The sequence below is a fragment of the Micromonospora sp. DT53 genome, assembly GCF_049841535.1.
Lineage (GTDB): Bacteria > Actinomycetota > Actinomycetes > Mycobacteriales > Micromonosporaceae > Micromonospora.
On record NZ_JBNCKM010000002.1, the window covers coordinates 158576 to 174923 of the forward strand.

At 71.8% G+C, this 16348-nt stretch carries 13 protein-coding genes; 4 read left to right on the forward strand and 9 right to left on the reverse strand.

Annotated features, from left to right (window positions below; genetic code table 11):
* Window position 1 precedes the first annotated feature (1 nt).
* Entirely contained in the window at window positions 2-973 is a 972-nt protein-coding gene (locus tag ACLQ3B_RS06585) for a DNA primase (RefSeq protein ID WP_425778308.1), read from the forward strand.
* A gap of 39 nt (window positions 974-1012) precedes the next feature.
* Window positions 1013-3490, forward strand: coding sequence for a transposase (locus ACLQ3B_RS06590; RefSeq protein WP_425779794.1), 2478 nt, complete (start codon window positions 1013-1015; stop codon window positions 3488-3490).
* Window positions 3491-3760: 270 nt separating this feature from the next.
* Here the strand turns inward: ACLQ3B_RS06590 and ACLQ3B_RS06595 are convergent, their stop codons facing one another.
* The 4 genes from ACLQ3B_RS06595 to ACLQ3B_RS06610 all read right to left on the reverse strand — a co-directional run bounded on the left by ACLQ3B_RS06595 (window position 3761) and on the right by ACLQ3B_RS06610 (window position 8922).
* A complete protein-coding gene (locus ACLQ3B_RS06595; RefSeq protein ID WP_007455465.1) occupies window positions 3761-4354 on the reverse strand; it encodes a GTP-binding protein in 594 nt (197 codons plus the stop codon).
* A 1-nt stretch (window position 4355) separates the two neighbouring features.
* Window positions 4356-4730, reverse strand: coding sequence for a DUF742 domain-containing protein (locus tag ACLQ3B_RS06600; protein ID WP_124820399.1), 375 nt, complete (start codon window positions 4728-4730; stop codon window positions 4356-4358).
* Between the two features lie 98 nt (window positions 4731-4828).
* A complete protein-coding gene (locus ACLQ3B_RS06605) occupies window positions 4829-5233 on the reverse strand; it encodes a roadblock/LC7 domain-containing protein (RefSeq protein ID WP_030329023.1) in 405 nt (134 codons plus the stop codon).
* Window positions 5230-8922, reverse strand: coding sequence for a nitrate- and nitrite sensing domain-containing protein (locus ACLQ3B_RS06610; protein WP_425778310.1), 3693 nt, complete (start codon window positions 8920-8922; stop codon window positions 5230-5232). The genes ACLQ3B_RS06605 and ACLQ3B_RS06610 overlap by 4 nt, the downstream gene beginning before the upstream one ends.
* A 502-nt stretch (window positions 8923-9424) precedes the next feature.
* On the opposite strand from ACLQ3B_RS06610, the gene ACLQ3B_RS06615 reads away from it, so the two are divergent.
* Window positions 9425-9718 (forward strand): hypothetical protein, encoded by a 294-nt coding sequence (locus ACLQ3B_RS06615; protein WP_425778311.1) that lies wholly within the window; start codon window positions 9425-9427, stop codon window positions 9716-9718.
* Window positions 9719-9720: 2 nt separating this feature from the next.
* Here the strand turns inward: ACLQ3B_RS06615 and ACLQ3B_RS06620 are convergent, their stop codons facing one another.
* Window positions 9721-10794, reverse strand: coding sequence for an adenosine deaminase (locus ACLQ3B_RS06620; protein ID WP_425778313.1), 1074 nt, complete (start codon window positions 10792-10794; stop codon window positions 9721-9723).
* 140 nt (window positions 10795-10934) lie between these two features.
* Between ACLQ3B_RS06620 and ACLQ3B_RS06625 the strand changes: the two genes are divergently transcribed.
* Complete coding sequence (locus tag ACLQ3B_RS06625) at window positions 10935-11939, forward strand: putative RNA methyltransferase (protein ID WP_425778315.1); 1005 nt, start codon at window positions 10935-10937, stop codon at window positions 11937-11939.
* 2 nt (window positions 11940-11941) lie between these two features.
* On the opposite strand, the gene ACLQ3B_RS06630 is transcribed toward ACLQ3B_RS06625, so the two are convergent.
* From ACLQ3B_RS06630 to ACLQ3B_RS06645, 4 genes are all read right to left on the reverse strand, one after another.
* Window positions 11942-12622: a DUF4272 domain-containing protein gene (locus ACLQ3B_RS06630; RefSeq protein ID WP_425778317.1), complete on the reverse strand. Its 681-nt coding sequence runs from the start codon at window positions 12620-12622 to the stop codon at window positions 11942-11944.
* A gap of 109 nt (window positions 12623-12731) precedes the next feature.
* A complete protein-coding gene (locus ACLQ3B_RS06635) occupies window positions 12732-14015 on the reverse strand; it encodes a thymidine phosphorylase (protein ID WP_425778318.1) in 1284 nt (427 codons plus the stop codon).
* 162 nt (window positions 14016-14177) lie between these two features.
* Window positions 14178-14882, reverse strand: coding sequence for a cytidine deaminase (locus ACLQ3B_RS06640; protein ID WP_425778320.1), 705 nt, complete (start codon window positions 14880-14882; stop codon window positions 14178-14180).
* Between the two features lie 183 nt (window positions 14883-15065).
* Window positions 15066-16346, reverse strand: coding sequence for an ABC transporter permease (locus ACLQ3B_RS06645; protein ID WP_425778322.1), 1281 nt, complete (start codon window positions 16344-16346; stop codon window positions 15066-15068).
* Window positions 16347-16348: the final 2 nt, after the last annotated feature.

The window sequence follows — 16348 nt, forward strand, 5'->3', positions numbered from 1 at the left end:
GGTGGGCAACCCGAAGCACACGGAGGTCAGCGTGGCCCGCCAGTCGCCCCAACGGCCCGACGCCGACGAGCCCGAGCTCGACGACACCACCGGCACGGCCGAGCCAGATGAGACCGAGGAGACCGACCGCCCGTCGGCGTCGATCGACCGTTCGCTCTGGGACGAGCTGCGCATCGACCCAGTGGAGATCGCGCTGCCCGCCGGCACCGGCTTCACGCTCCGGGCGTACCGGCCGGCCAGCTCGCTGACCCCGACCGACGTGACCGAGCGCGACCAGGACGACCCGTTCCTCGCCCGCCGCCAGGCGGTCGAGGAGGAGGACGACGACGAGACCGTCGTCATCCTCGACGAGGAGCTGGCCGAGGAGTTCGCCGCCGAGGACGAGGACGACGAGTCGACGCGCCGCCGGCGCGATGGCGCTGCCGCGGCCGACACCGACGACGAGTCCGACGAGGCCGTCACGGACGAGGCCGACGAGGCGGACGACGAGGAGGTGCCGGTCTTCCTCAGCAACCGGGGCAAGCTGTTGCTGTTCAAGACCCCCGAGTCGCTTGTCAGTTTCATCCGATCCGGTGCGCCCAACGATCTGTCCCAACTGGACAGCTGGAATGAATTGTCCGAACGGGTGGAGCCGGCAGATATCGCTCCGCTCGACGAGGACACCTACGAGCTCGACCTGGTCGTGGAGAACCTGCGCGGCGGGCACGACACGTGGGATTCGACCCTGCTGATCGAGGCCGGCGAGGCCGCACGTGACCTCTCGTACGCATTGCGGCTGCCTGCGGTACTCGACATGCTCTCCGCCGGCTCCAGCCTCGACGACCTGGACGAGGCGCTGCGCGCCACCGCCAACGGCGGAATCGGCGCGTTCATGGGTCGGCGACGGCTGAAGAAGATCGGGGCGCAGACCGCGAGTTTGGGTTGGCGCACCATTGTCGGCAAGATCTCTGCGGTGGTGGACTGGCGCGACTGACCCGTACCGGGGAGCATCAGTTGCTGGCAGAGGAAAGACCTGTCCCGGGAGGAGGACGACGCCGTGGCGCTCGTGCGCGTTTACTGCGGTCTGGCCTCGGCGGATCCGGCTGACCGACCGGCCTCCGCCGGTTCGACGCTGACGTCCGCTGTGGTCGACGACGCAGGCCGTCTGCTGCATGTCTGCGAGATCAGCGATGACGCCGCTGGCTACGCCCAGCTCGTCGCGCTGCTCGTGGAGCGGTCGGGCGGGCCGAGCGGTGCGGCAATCGCCGCCGACAGCGACGACCACACGGTCACCTCGCTGCTGAGCGCGGCGGGGCGACCCCTGGCGATCGCCGACGACGACTCGGTGGACGACTTCGCCGAGCGGTTCGCCGACGACGACTCCCTGGAGGAGATGCAGTCGCCTCCGGCCGAACGACGGGCGGTCGGCCTGGCCCGCGCGTTGCAGGCGGGGGCGCTCTCCGCCGTCACCCTGCCGGCGCCTCGGGACCTCGCCGGCTACAAGCAGGTGCTCGCCGCGCACGCCGCGCTGGCCAGCGGTCGACACTCCGCCGCCGTGGCGCTGCGCGAGGTTCTGCGGGAGCTCTACCCGGCGGCCCTGCGCGCATACCCGGACCCGGCCGAGCCGGTCTCGCTGGCGGTGCTGGACGCGCTGCCCGAGCCGGGCATGCTCGGCGGCACCGTGGCCCGGGGCCGCGAGGTGTCGGTGGCGGCGGATGCCATCGCCGCGCACCTCGCCGCCGACGGGGTCGCCGATGCCGAGGAGATCAACGATGCGGTCACCGCCCTGCGGGTCGCCATCTCCGAGACACCCCGACGCGCTGCGGTCAACCGTGCCCTCACGTCCGCGGTGGCCGAGACGGTCCGCCAGGCCGTCGCCTCCGTACGGGCCTGCGACGCCGGGTGTGAGGCGCTGGTCAGCGCGCTCAGCTCACGGGTCAGCACGTCCGTCCAGGCGCCCGGCCGCCGGGCCGCTGCCCGCCGCGGCGAGTCCGTCGGCGAGCTGACCGGTCTGGCCGGCACCAACGCCGGGCTGGCCGGCACCAACGCCGGTTTGACCGGCCTCGCCGGCACCAACGCCGGGTTGCGGTCGGTCCGGCCCACCCCGCCAGCCGTCGAGCCGGCACCCGCCGTCGGGCGCCGCAGCCGTCCCGAGCCGGTCTCCGGCAACGCGCCGCTGGCGTCGCCCCGCCCGCTCGGGCCACCACCGGTCGCCCCGGCGCCGGTCACACCGCCGCCGGTCGCACCCGCGCCGATGACTCCGGCGGCGATGGCTGGTCCGCCGTCGTCCACGCTGCCCGGGCGCACCGAGCAGGTCTCCAGCCGGATCGACGGCCCGACCAACCGACCGGTCTCCGCGCCGCCGCCTCCACCGCCTGGGATCACCCCGATCGCGCCGACACAGCGCGGCCTGGTGCCTCCGGCCGAGGCCGGTGAGCCGTTCCGGCCGACGCTGACCACCGCCGCGATCAACAACGCCCGGGCCGAACGGCAGCGTACGGTCATTCCGCCCCGCCCCAAGACCAACGGCGAGCCCCGGCCGAGCCACCTGCAACGCCCGGTCGACGAGCCACCCACCGGCGGGTTCAGCGCCACCGATCTCAGCATTCCGGTGCCGACCCCCCGACCCGGGCAGGAGACCGCGCCGCCCGGTTCACGTGCCAACTGGCCGCTGGTCAACAACCCGGAGGACCCGTCCGACAGCTCACCGAACAACCCGGTGGCCTACTCGTACGGCAGCCGCGTCGACGCCCCGACCGACCCGGGCCGGGCCGATGGTCGGGTCACCCCGCCTTGGTTGGCGGACGACCTGCCACCGGAGCCACCGATGCTGCGGCTCGTGGAGCCGCCGCCGCTGGCCGACCGGGCGCTGCGCGAAGGGCTCAACCCTCCTGCGGACCAGCACCTGGAGACGCCCCCGCTGCGTCTGGTCGACCGCGAGCAGGCCGCTCGTAACGGTCGGGCTGCCGCCCGTGGCGAGCGCGCCGAGCACCGGCCACCGCCCCCGGTGGAGCACCGGCCGCCGCCGATGGAGCACCGACCTCCGCCGATGGAGCACCGGCCGCCGCCGGTCGCCGACGAGGGTGACGGCGATCTGCTGATCTTCGCGCAGGCCAAGTCCGCCTGGTTCGTCGGGCAGCCCGAGGAGTCCGACCTGGACTGGTCGACCACGGCCGACACCGGCTGGCAGGCAGCTGAGCAGGCCGCTCGCCCGGCGGTGGGCGCCGAGACCAACGCCGGGCTGCCGAAGCGCGTGCCGCAGGCCAACCTGGTGCCGGGTTCCCCGATACGCGAGGAGCGCCCATTGCGGATAGTGCGTGATGCGGCAAGCCTCGCGGAGAACACGACAGGCTACTTCCGGGGCTGGCGTCGAGGCCAGGAGATCGGCGGTTTCGCGGTGGGTGGTCGGCCTGGTCGCGAGGCGGCTGGCGGCTGGGACTTCAGCCGCGACCACGGGGACCGCGACGACGACCGGGAGTACGAGTACCGCTCGGCGGGCTACCAGTCCTGACCCTTCCGCACACGTGAGGACGCCCCCAGGCCAGTTGGCTGGGGGCGTTCTCACGTCAGCAGGTCGATCGCGGGTACGCAGAAGCCGCCTCGCGAGGTCCGTGGGTGGGCTTGTGCCCCGGGTAGGGGCGGACAGCTTCCAGGACGTCAGGAGGCGGCTTGGCGGCGCGCCGGCCCGTCTGGGCGACGGGCCAGCGCGGAGGAACTCACCGGGGCGGCTGGCAACGCCCGGTGGCGGCCGGAGCCACCACCGGGGCGTGCAGCGCCGCGATCAGGCCGGGGCGACGGCGCGCGTACGGCGCATGGTCAGCACGTACTCGACAAGCGAGATCAGCACGTGCTTCGTCGACTCCCGGTTACGGGCGTCGCAGGCCACCACCGGCACGTCGCTCGAGATCGCCAAGGCGTCCCGGACGTCCTGCGGGTCGTGGTACTGCATCCCGTCGAAGCAGTTGATCGCCACCAGGTACGGCAGGCGTCGGTGCTCGAAGAAGTCGATCGCCGCGAAGCAGTCGGCCAGCCGGCGGGTGTCCACCAGCACGACCGCACCGATCGCACCCCGCACCAGTTCGTCCCACATGAACCAGAAACGGGTCTGACCCGGCGTACCGAACAGGTACAGGATCAGGTCACGGTCGATCGAGATCCGGCCGAAGTCCATGGCCACCGTGGTCGTCGTCTTGCCCGGCACCTGCCGGGTGTCGTCGACGCCCACGCCAGCGGAGGTCATGATGGCCTCGGTGGTCAGCGGCGTGATCTCCGAGACCGAGCCGACCAGCGTCGTCTTACCGACGCCGAATCCACCGGCGATAACGATCTTCGCCGACGTCACGCGGCCGCTCGGGTTCGGCGGCCGGTGCGACATGTCAGAGCCTGCGAAGTCCACTCAGCACCCTCTCCAGCAGTTCAGTGCCCACCGCGTCGTCGGAGTCGTCCAAAATGGTCGGCTCGTGGACCGCGACCAGGCCGTCCGTCGCCATGTCGGCGATGAGCACCCGGGCCACACCGAGCGGGAGCTGCATCCGCGCCGCGATCTCCGCGAGCGATTGCACGCGTCCGTCACACAGCGCGGCGATGTACTGGTGTTCGCGGCCACCACCGTTGCCATTGGCAGCGGTACGGCCGCGCACCGTCGTCTCGACGAGCGCCTCCAGCGCGATGTCGAGCCGGGGACGGGTACGGCCACGGGTCACGGCGTATGGACGGACCAACGCTCCGGTCGGTTCGTCACGATCGGCCATCTCGCCGCTCACCTCCTTCGCACCCGTTACCGGCTCCCACCGGTGAAACCCGTCGTTGTCGTTGTTGCAGTCGCGCCGACCTCACGATCGGCGAAACGTCAGCCCAGCATGCCCGCAGCCGCACGCGGCTGCGGGGTCAGCGCGTCGCCCACCCGGTCGACCAGCAGCGCCATCTCGTAGCCAACCTGGCCCACGTCGGAGCTGCGGGCCGCCAGCACGGCGAAGGACGAGCCGTCCGAGATGGACATCAGGAACAGGAAGCCATTGTCCATCTCCACGACGGTCTGCAACACCGCGCCTCCCTCGAAGCAGCGGGCTGCCCCCTGGGTCAGGCTGACCAGACCCGACGAGATCGCGGCGAGCTGGTCTGCCCGGTCGCGCGGCAGATCCCGTGACGACGCGAGGAGTAGGCCGTCCGCCGATACGGCGACCGCGTGCGCGACGCCGGGCACCCGGTCGGCGAAGTTGGCCAGCAGCCAACCAAGATCCTGCGTAGTTGTCATCCTTCTTGCTCCTTCTGCCCGCTCCCGGCCACCGGGCCTGAGCCAGACTGCGAGGATTGCCCTCCCGGAGTCGCCTCCGGGCTGGTCGGGTTGTCCGAGGTGCTACGCCCTCGCTGCACGCCCCGGTGGTAGGCGGAGAGCAGGCCACGGACCGCCTCCGGGGAGCGCCGCTGGACCGAGGTGGTGGGCTTCTCCACCGCGCCGGGCACCAGCTGCGCCATCGGCTTGCGTTTCGGCAGACCGGTCGTGGTGGTCTCGCTCACCGGCGTCGCGCCGGCCGCCGCGGAGGCAGCACGCCAGCCGTCGTCGGCGGCGGTCTGCCAGCCGTTGCTCTGCGGTTGGGGCCTGCGGTTCGGCAGGCTCTCGGCGAGGCTGGGACGGGTGCCCTCGTTCGCTGTGGAGCCGTTGTCCCGCGGCGCTCCTCCGACCGTCGGAGTGTCTGCCATCGGTGTGTTACCTGTCGTCCCGGGTGGTGTCTTGTGGACTGCCCGACCGGTGGCCTCGACCGTGGCGAACTGCTGGGTCGCGGAGTCGCCGTTCGTCGCTGGCTGGGCGCCGGCCGCGGTCTCCTCGGAGCCCGGGCGACGGGTACGGAACCAGGCCGACTCGAGCTCCCGGAAGATCGGCAGCTCCATCGTCTCGTCCGCGTACCGCTGTCGGTTCTGCGCCTGCGGCTGCTGCGGCGCCGGCCGAGTCTGCGGAGCCGGAGCCGGAGCTGCTGCCGGGGTCGGCGCGGGAGCCGGAGGCTGGGCTGCGGCCGGCTGCTCGCCGGGTCGCGGCACACGCGGCAGCTCCGTGGTCATGTCCAGCGCCGCGGCCAGCCGCTCGGGCACCGGTGGGGTGGCCGTGTCCCGGTCACTGCCCGGCACTGGCGGCCAGGCCGGAGGTGCCGGGGCGCTGGCTGCCTGCGCGGGCGGGGCGGATCGGGGCGCGAAGCCACTGAACGACTGACCGGAGGCGGGTGGCGCCGAGTACGGCTGGTTCGAGTACGGCTGACCGGACGCCGGCGAGGCCGAGACGGGCGACGCCGACACCGGCGGACCGGCGTACGGCTGCCCGGAGGCCGGAGCGGCGGACACCGGCGCGCCGGTGTACGGCGCACCCGAGTAGGGCTGCCCGGAGTACGGCTGGCCGGACGCCGGCGAGGCGGAGACCGGCGCGCCGGAGTAGGGCTGCGCGGAGACCGGCGGCGCCGAGTACGGGTGCGCCTCGGGGCTGCTCGGCAGCTGACGCGGGATGGGCGGCTGCTGGCCGGTGGTCGGGGTCTCGTCCCCGGCGCGGCGCTGCGGCAGCGGGTCGGTTTCCTGGCCGTTGGCCGACCGGGGGGTGAACCCGTCGCCGCCGTTGACGCCGTTCGTCCCGGCCGCACCGGTCAGGTCGGACCAGGCCGGCATCGAGCGGTACCCGCCGCCGTTGGCGGGGGTGCCGGCACCGTTGCGCGAAGCGGGGTCGAACGGACGACCGCCCAGGGTGACCTGGTTACCGGACTCGCTCGGGCGGGGGCCGTTGCCCAGCGCGGGCAGCGCGCCGAAGACCGGCGCGGGCCCACCGGACTGCGGACCACCGAACTGGGGAGCACCGGACTGCGGACCGCCGAACTGGGGTGCACCGGACTGCGGAGCACCGGACTGCGGACCGCCGAACTGGGGTGCACCGGCCGCTGGCAATGCCGGCGGCTGCTGCACCCGACCGGACAGCGCCCGAGGCACCAGCACCGAGGTGGGCAGGGTCACGTCGGCGACCGTGCCGCGATCGTTGCCGGGGCGCAGCTCGACCCGGACACCGTGCCGGGACGCCAGCCGGGCGACCACGACCAGGCCCATCATCCGGGACACGGCCACGTCCACCTGCGGCGGCGTCGCGAGCCGCTCGTTGAGGTCGTGCAACTGGTCGGCGCTGATGCCGATGCCGCGGTCCTCGACGTACAGCGAGGAGCGGTCACCGACACGGCGAGCCTCGACCATGACCTGCGAGTCGGGCGGCGAGAACGCGGTGGCGTTGTCGAACAGCTCCGCGACGAGGTGCACCAGGTCGTTGACCGCGTGCGCGGCGACCTCGATGTCACGGTCGATGACGCCGAACTCGATCCGGGTGTAGTGCTCGACCTCGGACTGCGCGGCGCGCAGCACGTCGATGAGGGCGGCCGGCTCACGCTGCACACGAGTGGAGTCGGCACCGGCGAGCACCAGCAGGTTCTCGTCGTTACGGCGCATCCGGGTGGCCAGGTGGTCGAGCTGGAACAGCTCGGCCAGCCGGTCCGGGTCCTCCTCGCCGCGCTCCAGCCGGTCGAGGTGCCCGATGAGGCGGTCGACCAGGATCTGGGAACGGCGGGCCAGGTTGACGAACATGGTCGCGACGGAGGCGCGCAGCGCCGCCTGCTCGGCGGCCGTACGGACGGCTTCCAGGTGGACGGCGTTGAACGCCTCGGTCACCTGACCGAACTCGTCCTTGCTGCGCACCGGCAGCGGTTCGGCGATCTGGTTGGCCAACTGCACCGGGGAGAGCTGCCCGACGACCTGCGGGTCGCGCAGGCGGGCCACCGCCTGCGGCAGACCGTACTGGGCGACGGAGAGCGCGCCCTGCCGCAGCTCACGCAGTGAGCGGGCCATCGAGCGGGCGACCAGGTACGCGAAGAGGATGGCCAGCAGCAGCATGCTGAGCAGCAGGCCGGTCTCCAGGAAGACCTGGCGCTGGACGTCCGAGCGGAGAGCGTCGGCCTGGTCGACCACTTCGCGGTCGAGTTTCGTCTCGACGGCGCGGATCAGCTTGGCGTTGGCCGTCATGGCGGCTTCCCACTGGTCCGGGCCGAACGGCGCACCGCGCATGTCGCCTGTGGTGTTGCCGTCGATCCAGCCGGTGTAGTTCTGGGCCTGCCGGCGGTCGCCGCCCGCGACCGTCTGGTCGTGGAACTTGGCGTCGGCCTCGGTGGCGACGGCCTTGAAGCTCTGCAACGCCTGCTGCTGGCCGGTGTCACTGGCGACGTAGTCCCTGCGCAGTGCCGGGGTCAGGCGTCGTCCGCCCTTGACGCCCAGCGCGCGGTGCACCACAACCCGGCGTACGGCGAGGAATTCCTTCTCGCGGGCGACGGCCGCGGCGGCGCGCATCCGGTCGCTCAGTTGGTTGTCACCGGCGAGCTGCGTGGACGAGTCGCGGATGGCGAGCAGGTCGCTGATCAGGCCCTCGTACGCCTGCACGGTCTCGGTGAGCGCGAGCTTTCCGTTGAACACCTGACTGCGCACGCCCGACAGGTCCTGCAGGTTCTGGTCGATGCTGTTGAGGAGGCCTTCCAGGCTGCTCGGCAGGTCCTCGATCTCGGTCCGCTGCTGGCGGTAGGGGCCCGCCTCCTGATCCACCCGGGAGTTCACCCGGTTGTAGGCCTCTTGGTACTGCGCCGTCGGCTGCGTCCCGTCCGCGCCCAGCAGCAGCACGGCGGCGGTCCGCTCGTCCTGCAATGCGTCGACCAGGTCACCTGAATAGCTCGACAGGTTCGCCAGATCGCCAGCTCGGTTGGCATTGTTGAGCGTCTCCACGTGGTCGACGAGACCACTGGTGCCCACGACGACCGTGGCGATGGTCGGCACGATCATGATGAGACCGAGCTTGGACCAGATCGGCATGTCCCGGAGCCGGCTGGCCGGCCGGCGCAGCCGCGACAGGAAGGAGCCCGCCGTCTTTGGCCGTTTGCTCACGTCACCGCCCTCGCGATTACAGCTTGAACGCGTTGCCCCGGGCAACGCCCAGCGACCGACCCGGCGGGTCGGACCCCCGAGATTCCATCACGCCGGTCGACAAGAAGAAAGCCCAGGTTGTACCCAACCGAAGGTGTGATGAGATGTTGATGCGATTTGATAGCAGTCTGTCTGGCCGGAGTAACTGAAGGTAATGGAACATCCGCACCGAGTTGTCCTACTGGCCGGCCCATCGGGGTCCGGAAAGTCGTACATAGCGCAGCAAACCGGCTTGCCGGTGCTCTGCTTGGACGACTTCTACAAAGACGGCGATGACCCTACGTTGCCCAGACGAAACGGGCAGGTGGATTGGGAATCACCGCAGTCCTGGGACGCGCCCAGTGCAGTGGAAATCATTGCCCGACTTGCCCGCGAGGGTCGGGCCGATGTGCCGGTTTATGCGATCGGCGCGGATCGACGGGTGGCCACCCGGCCATTTGATGTCGCCGGATCGCCACTTTTCGTGGCCGAAGGGATTTTTGCCGCCGAAATCGTGGAGGAGTGCCGCCGCCTGGGCCTGCTCGCCGGGGCGTACGCGCTGCGCCGTCCGCGCGGGGCGACGTTCCTGCGCCGACTCGCCCGTGACCTGTCCGAACAGCGCAAGGCGCCCCGGGTGCTGATTCGGCGCGGGGTGACGCTCCTGCGGGCCGAGCCCGCGGTGCTGCGTCGGCAGATGGGCCTGGGCGCGGAGGCGGCCCGGGCCCGGGAGGTGCTGCGCCGGGTGGCCGGCCTGCTCGCCGGCCACCCACACGGCTGAGCTCAGGCCAGCAACTTCGCGTACGCCGGCTTGATCACCTCATCGATGATCCGCAGCCGCTCGTCGAACGGGATGAAGGCGCTCTTCATCGCGTTGATGGTGAACCACTGCAACTCCTTCCAGCCGTAGCCGAACGTCTCCACCAACAGCGCCATCTCCCGCGACATCGAGGTGCCGCTCATCAGCCGGTTGTCGGTGTTGACTGTCGCCCGGAAGCGCAGGTCCCGCAGCAGGCCGATCGGGTGGTCCGCGATCGAGGCCACCGCGCCGGTCTGCACGTTCGACGAGGGGCACAGCTCCAGCGGGATGCGCTTGTCCCGGACGTACGCGGCCAGCCGGCCGAGCGAGCCGTCGGGGGCGATGTCGTCGACGATCCGCACCCCGTGGCCCAGCCGGTCCGCTCCACACCACTGGATCGCCTGCCAGATCGACGGCAGACCGAACGCCTCGCCGGCGTGGATGGTGAAGTGGAAGTTCTCCCGCTGGAGGTACTCGAAGGCGTCCAGGTGCCGGGTGGGCGGGAAGCCCGCCTCGGCCCCGGCGATGTCGAAGCCGGCCACCCCGACGTCCCGGTGCCGCACGGCCAGCTCCGCGATCTCCTGCGAGCGGGCGGCGTGCCGCATCGCGGTGAGCAGGGTGCCCACCCGGATGCTCAGGCCCGCCTCGACCGCCTGGGCGGTGCCCTCGGCGAACCCGGCCAGCACCGCCTCGACGACCTCGTCCAGGCTCAGGTCCCGTTCCAGGTGCTGCTCCGGGGCGAAACGCACCTCCGCGTAGACCACTCCGTCGGCGGCCAGGTCCAGGGCGCACTCGCGGGCCACCCGACGCAGCGCCGGCGCGGTCTGCATGACCGCCACGGTGTGCGCGAACGTCTCCAGGTAGCGCTCCAGGGAGCCGGAGTCCGCCGCGTCCGCGAACCAGCGTCCGAGCGCCTCCGGGTCGGTGGTGGGCAGTTCGTGGCCCACCTCGGCGGCCAGGTCGACGATCGTCGCCGGCCGCAGCCCGCCGTCGAGGTGGTCGTGCAGCAGCGCCTTCGGGACCTTGACGATGTCCTCGTACCGGATAGTTGCGACCATGCTCAGACCCTAGTCAGCCAGCTCAGGCCCGCCGAGCCAGGCCACTAGGCTGGACGACATGGACGCGCCACGGTGGCTGGACGAGCGGGGCGACCCCGGCGGACGGGCCCGCCACCCCCGACGCGACCGGGGGGCCTGACGTGGACGCCCGCGTCCTCGATGGGCTGCGCTGCCCGGTCTGCGGTGAACCACTGGAGCAGGCCACCGACACGAGAGCCGTGCGCTGCCCGCGCCGGCACAGCTTCGACGTCGCGCGCCAGGGCTACGTGAACCTGCTCACCGGTCGAGCGCCGCACGTCGGTGACACCGCCGAGATGGTCGCCGCCCGCGCCGACTTCCAAGCCGCCGGCCACTACGACGTCATCTCGGCCGCCCTCGTCGACGCCGCGACGGAAGCCGTCGGCCGGCTCGGCGGGACGGCCGCCCCGCACCCGGGAGCTGCCCCGTCCATCCTTTGCTCTGCTTCAACCGACGCAACGACTTCCGGGCAGAACCGTTGCGCGGAGGTAGGCAGAGCAAAGGACACCACCACAGCGGTACGGGCCGAGCCGCCGACACCAGCCGTCCGGGCGTACCCCCTGGTGGTGGATGCCGGCGCCGGCACCGGCCGGTATCTCGGCGCGGTGCTGGCGGCGCTGCCGGACGCCGTGGGTCTGGCCCTGGACGTGTCCAAGCCGGCGCTGCGCCGCGCGGCCCGCGCGCATCCCCGGGCCGCCGCCGCGCTCGCCGACACCTGGCAGCGACTGCCGCTCGCGGACGCCTCGACCGCCGTGCTGTTGAACGTCTTCGCCCCGCGAAACGGCGCCGAGTTCCACCGGGTGCTCGATCCGGCCGGGACGCTGCTGGTGGTCACGCCCGACACCGACCACCTGGCCGAGTTGGTGGATGCCCTCGACCTGCTGCGGGTGGACCCGGACAAGGCCGACCGGGTGGCCGACAGCCTGGGCGGGCACTTCACGCTGGTCAGCTCGACCGTGCACCGGGCGGAGCTGGCGCTGACCCGGCCGGAGGTCGCCACAGTGGTCGGGATGGGCCCGAGCGCCTGGCACACCGACCCGGTCGCGCTCGCCGCCCGGCTGGCGGCCCGGCCCGAGCCGGTCCGGGTGACGGTGGCGGTCCGGGTGGACGCGTACCGGCCCCGCTGACCTCAGGTGGAGAGGTCGACCTCTTCCCAGCCGGGCGGCTCGTCGTGGTACGGCCCGCGCAGGATCACCGCCCACTCCAGCGCCCAACGCCGCTGCCCGATCGCGTTCGCGTCGACAAGGCCCGGCGCACGTTGGCCGCCGCGCTCGGTCTCCAGGTACGCCCAGTCCAGGCAGTAGTGCAGGTCGAGCAGGGCGGCCGCGTCGGCCGGATGCTGCGGCGCCGTGAGGATCCGTGAGCGCCAGTGCGGGAAGGTCTCCCCCTCCGCGATGTGCGGCAGCCGCTCGACCAGCCGCTCGTCGACGGCCAGGGTGGGGTCGAGTTGCTTACTCAGCCCGAGCACCCAGGCCAGCGCGAAGAGCGCGTCGTGGTGCAGCACGAACGACCTGTGGTCGCCCTTGCCGCCCATCACGAACTGCCACTCCGGCGGGGTGACCATGTCGACCAGGTGCGAGCCGAGCAGCCAGCTCATCGCCGCCTGCGGGGGCATCCCGAAGCAGCGGGCCAGGATCAGGTGCAGCACCGCGATCCGTGCCTCGATCTCCGCGGTCGGGCGCAGGTCGATCTGGTCACCCGGCTCCCAGACGAGCGGGAACTGCGCCGGCGGCAATGGCAGACCGAGCCGGGACAGCTCGTCCAGGCTCGCCTCGCGCACCTCACGTGGGTCGGGGGCAGCAACTGTCACGGCGGATCTTCCTGTCTGCTCGCGCCGGCGCAAGGCCGGTTGTCCCCCCTTGGCCTGCGACAATAGCGCTCCCGAGTGACCGGCACCACGCCAGGGCGACCCGGATCGATCAGCCGATGCGTTCGATGACCAACGACGTCGCCGCCGGAGCCGTCGACGCGATCCGCACCGCGTTCGCGGCCTCGGTCAGCGCGGCGGGAATCCGCGTCGCGTCCTCGGCACGCAGCTCGTAGAGCGGGTCACCGGCCCGCACCTCGTCACCCGGCCGCTTGTGCAACACCACACCGGCCGGCACGGTGACCGGGTCCTCCTTGCGCGCCCGACCCGCGCCGAGCCGCCACGCCGCAACCCCCATGGCGTACGCGTCGACGGCCGCGACGTACCCGTCCCGCTCGGCGCGGACCACCTCCACCTCGGCGGCCGTCGGCATCGGCGCGTCCGGGTCGCCGCCCTGCGCCCGGATCATCGCCCGCCAGGAGTCCATCGCCCGGCCGTCGCGCAGCGCCGCCGCCGGATCGGCGTCCGGCAGGCCGGCGGCGTCGAGCATCTCCCGGGCCAGCGCGAGGGTCAGCTCCACCACGTCGGCAGGTCCACCGCCGGCCAGCACCTCGACCGACTCGGTCACCTCGACCGCGTTGCCGATCGCCAGGCCGAGCGGAGTGGACATGTCGGTGAGCAGGGCGACAGTCCGCACACCGTGCGCACCGCCCAGCTCGACCATGGTGCGCGCCAACTCACGGGCCTGGTCGACGGACTTCATGAAGGCGCCCGAGCCGACCTTGACGTCGAGGACCAGCGCACCGGTGCCCTCGGCGATCTTCTTGCTCATGATCGAGCTGGCGATCAGCGGGATCGCCTCCACGGTGCCGGTCACGTCGCGCAACGCGTACAGCTTGCGGTCGGCGGGGGCGAGCCCGGCACCGGCCGCGCAGATCACCGCACCGACCTCGTCCAGTTGGGCGATGAACTCGTCGTTGCTCACCGTGGCCCGCCAGCCCGGGATGGACTCCAACTTGTCCAGCGTGCCGCCGGTGTGCCCGAGACCCCGGCCGCTGAGCTGCGGCACGGCCGCGCCACACGCCGCCACCAGCGGGGTGAGCGGCAGAGTGATCTTGTCGCCGACGCCACCCGTGGAGTGCTTGTCGACAGTCGGACGGCGTACCGCCGACAGGTCCAACCGCTCACCGCTGGCGATCATCGCGGCGGTCCACCGGGCGATCTCCGGCCCGGTCATGCCGTTGAGCAGGATCGCCATCGCCAGCGCGGACATCTGCTCGTCGGCGACGACCCCCCGGGTGTACGCGTCGACCACCCAGTCGATCTGCGCGTCCGACAGCACACCCCCATCCCGCTTCACCCGAATGACGTCAACAGCAGCAAACCCACTACTCATCAGAAGATCTTCCTAGTCCTTTGGAGAAACCGTGCCCGACGGACGGCATTGCCCACGACGGGGCCGGGGCCGGCCGTGCCCGGCGGAGGGATCAAGCCTGACCGCCCGGAGCCGGGCACGGTCGGCCCCGGCCCTCAACCGCAACCAACCCCAACCCCAAGCTCAACCCCACCGAACAGGGATCTCCGCAGGCGGCTCACCCTCGCCGGCCCAGAAGATCGTGCCGGTGGCGTCCACCACGACCACCCGGGGCGTCCGCGCCAGGCCCCAGACGATCGCCTCGGCCGGGTCGTCCCAGCTCGGCGCCTCCTCCAGCACCCCGGTCTCGGCGCCGGCGTCGTCGCCGGCCGACCGCTCCCAGTAGGCCGTCCAGACCTGCTGGCCGGCGGACATGTCCGGGTGCACGAAGACGGTGCCGCGCCCGCGCCAGGCGGCGAGCCGTTCCGGAACGACAGGCACCGAGGTCTCCCCGGTGACGGCCTCCAGGTCCTCCACGCCGAAGGCGTGCGGCAGCAGCTCGGCCATCCGCAGTGGCCGGGTCTTGCTCTCGATCAGGCACTCCGGCCCGCCGTTCTCCCAGAGCAACTGCCGGCAGCGGCCGCACGGCATCAACGGCTCGCCTGTCGCGTCGACGCAGGAGAGCGCGACGAGCCGACCGCCACCCGTGGCGTGCAGGCTGGACACGACCCCGCACTCGGCGCAGAGCGTCACCCCGTAGGCGGCGTTCTCCACGTTGCAGCCGACCACCACACGGCCGTCGTCGACCAGCCCGGCCGCGCCGACCGGGAACGTCGAGTACGGCGCGTACGCGTGCCGCATCGCCTTGGTGGCGGCGGCGCGCAACTGCGCCCAGTCAATGTCGGTCATGCCATCATCCTGCCGAAGTAGCCCAGCTCAGAAGCCGTCAGGGTACTGCGAACGGCACGTCGGCCCGCAGCGAGGCGCGCCGGCCCGCCGGCTTCGTCGATCATGCAGTTGTGGTGGGCGACGGATGCAACTTTGCGACTTTTGTGAGGCACCACAACTCCATGATCGACGGACCAGCGCGGGTCAGCCCTTGATGTAGGGCTTGCCGTCGGCGGCCGGTGCCCGGACCCGGCCGACCAACCCGGCGACCGCCAGGATGGTCGCCAGGTAGGGCAGCATCGCCAGGAACTGGCTGGGGATCGAGCTGCTGATCGCGCCCAGGTACGTGGCGAGTTGGTCGGCGAAACCGAAGAAGAGCGCGGCGAGCAACGCGCCTGTCGGGTTCCACCGACCGAAGATCAGTGCGGCCAGTGCGATGAAGCCCTTACCGCCGATCATGTTCTTGGTGAACGAGTAGAGCGCGAGCGTGTAGGACGCCCCGCCGATGCCGGCGACCACCCCGGCCAGCAGCACGTTGCGGTAGCGCACCCGCAGCACCTTGACGCCGAGCGTGTCGGCGGCGATCGGGTGTTCGCCGACCGAGCGGGTGCGCAGCCCCCACCGGGTGCGGAACAGCCCGATGTGGATCACCAGCACCAGGAGCAGCCCGACGTAGAGGAAGATGTTGCCGCGGAACAACGCCGGCCCGAGCACCGGGATGTCCTTCAGCAACGGGATCTCCCAGTTGCTGAAGCGGGGGGCGCTGTTGTACTTCGCGGCGTCGGTCTGCATCAGCCGCTCGTAGAGGAAACCGGTGACGCCGACCGCCAGCAGGTTCAGCACGATGCCCATGACGACCTGGTCGACCAGGTAGCGGATGGCGAAGACGGCCAGCAACAGTGAGATGAACGCACCGCCGAGGGCGGCGGCGACCAGGCCCACCCAGACGCTGCCGGAGATGCTGCCGAACAGGGCGCCACTGAACGCGCCCATCAGCAGCTGGCCCTCGATGGCCACGTTGACCACGCCGGAGCGTTCGCAGAGCACCCCGGCGAGCGCGCCGAAGATCAGCGGCAGGGCCAGGATGAACGTGCCCCGGATGATGTTCACCAGCGGCATGAAGTTCTGCCCGGCCGGCGCGGCGGAGACCTGCCAGCAGAGGAACGACAGCACGAAACCGATGAGCCCGACGGCGAGCACGGGAAGGAACCACCGCTTCGGCACCCCGGCGAGCAGCGCCGCGCCGGCGGCGATCGTGATGATCCCGAACAGGATCGCCCCGATCGTGCCGTTGATCTCCAATGCGGCGCCGGCCGCGTCGTCGCTGAGCGTGAACCGGGCCTGCTGGTCGGTGGCGAGCGCGCCGAAGAGCACCGCGGACAGCAGGCCCAGCCCCAGCAGCGTGAGGCCGACCTTGCGGCTTCGGGTCCAGAAACCCTCGTCGACCGGGGCGACAGCGATGTCGGGGACAGCCATGGTGGACATGA

Bases quoted from the DNA above. Each gene is read 5' to 3' on its own strand.
- ACLQ3B_RS06645 (WP_425778322.1), bottom strand. From the start codon at position 16,346: ATGTCCACCATGGCTGTCCCCGACATCGCTGTCGCCCCGGTCGACGAG.
- ACLQ3B_RS06600 (WP_124820399.1), bottom strand. From the start codon at position 4,730: ATGGCCGATCGTGACGAACCGACCGGAGCGTTGGTCCGTCCATACGCC.
- ACLQ3B_RS06640 (WP_425778320.1), bottom strand. From the start codon at position 14,882: ATGACCGACATTGACTGGGCGCAGTTGCGCGCCGCCGCCACCAAGGCG.
- ACLQ3B_RS06635 (WP_425778318.1), bottom strand. From the start codon at position 14,015: ATGAGTAGTGGGTTTGCTGCTGTTGACGTCATTCGGGTGAAGCGGGAT.
- ACLQ3B_RS06595 (WP_007455465.1), bottom strand. From the start codon at position 4,354: ATGTCGCACCGGCCGCCGAACCCGAGCGGCCGCGTGACGTCGGCGAAG.
- ACLQ3B_RS06620 (WP_425778313.1), bottom strand. From the start codon at position 10,794: ATGGTCGCAACTATCCGGTACGAGGACATCGTCAAGGTCCCGAAGGCG.
- ACLQ3B_RS06605 (WP_030329023.1), bottom strand. From the start codon at position 5,233: ATGACAACTACGCAGGATCTTGGTTGGCTGCTGGCCAACTTCGCCGAC.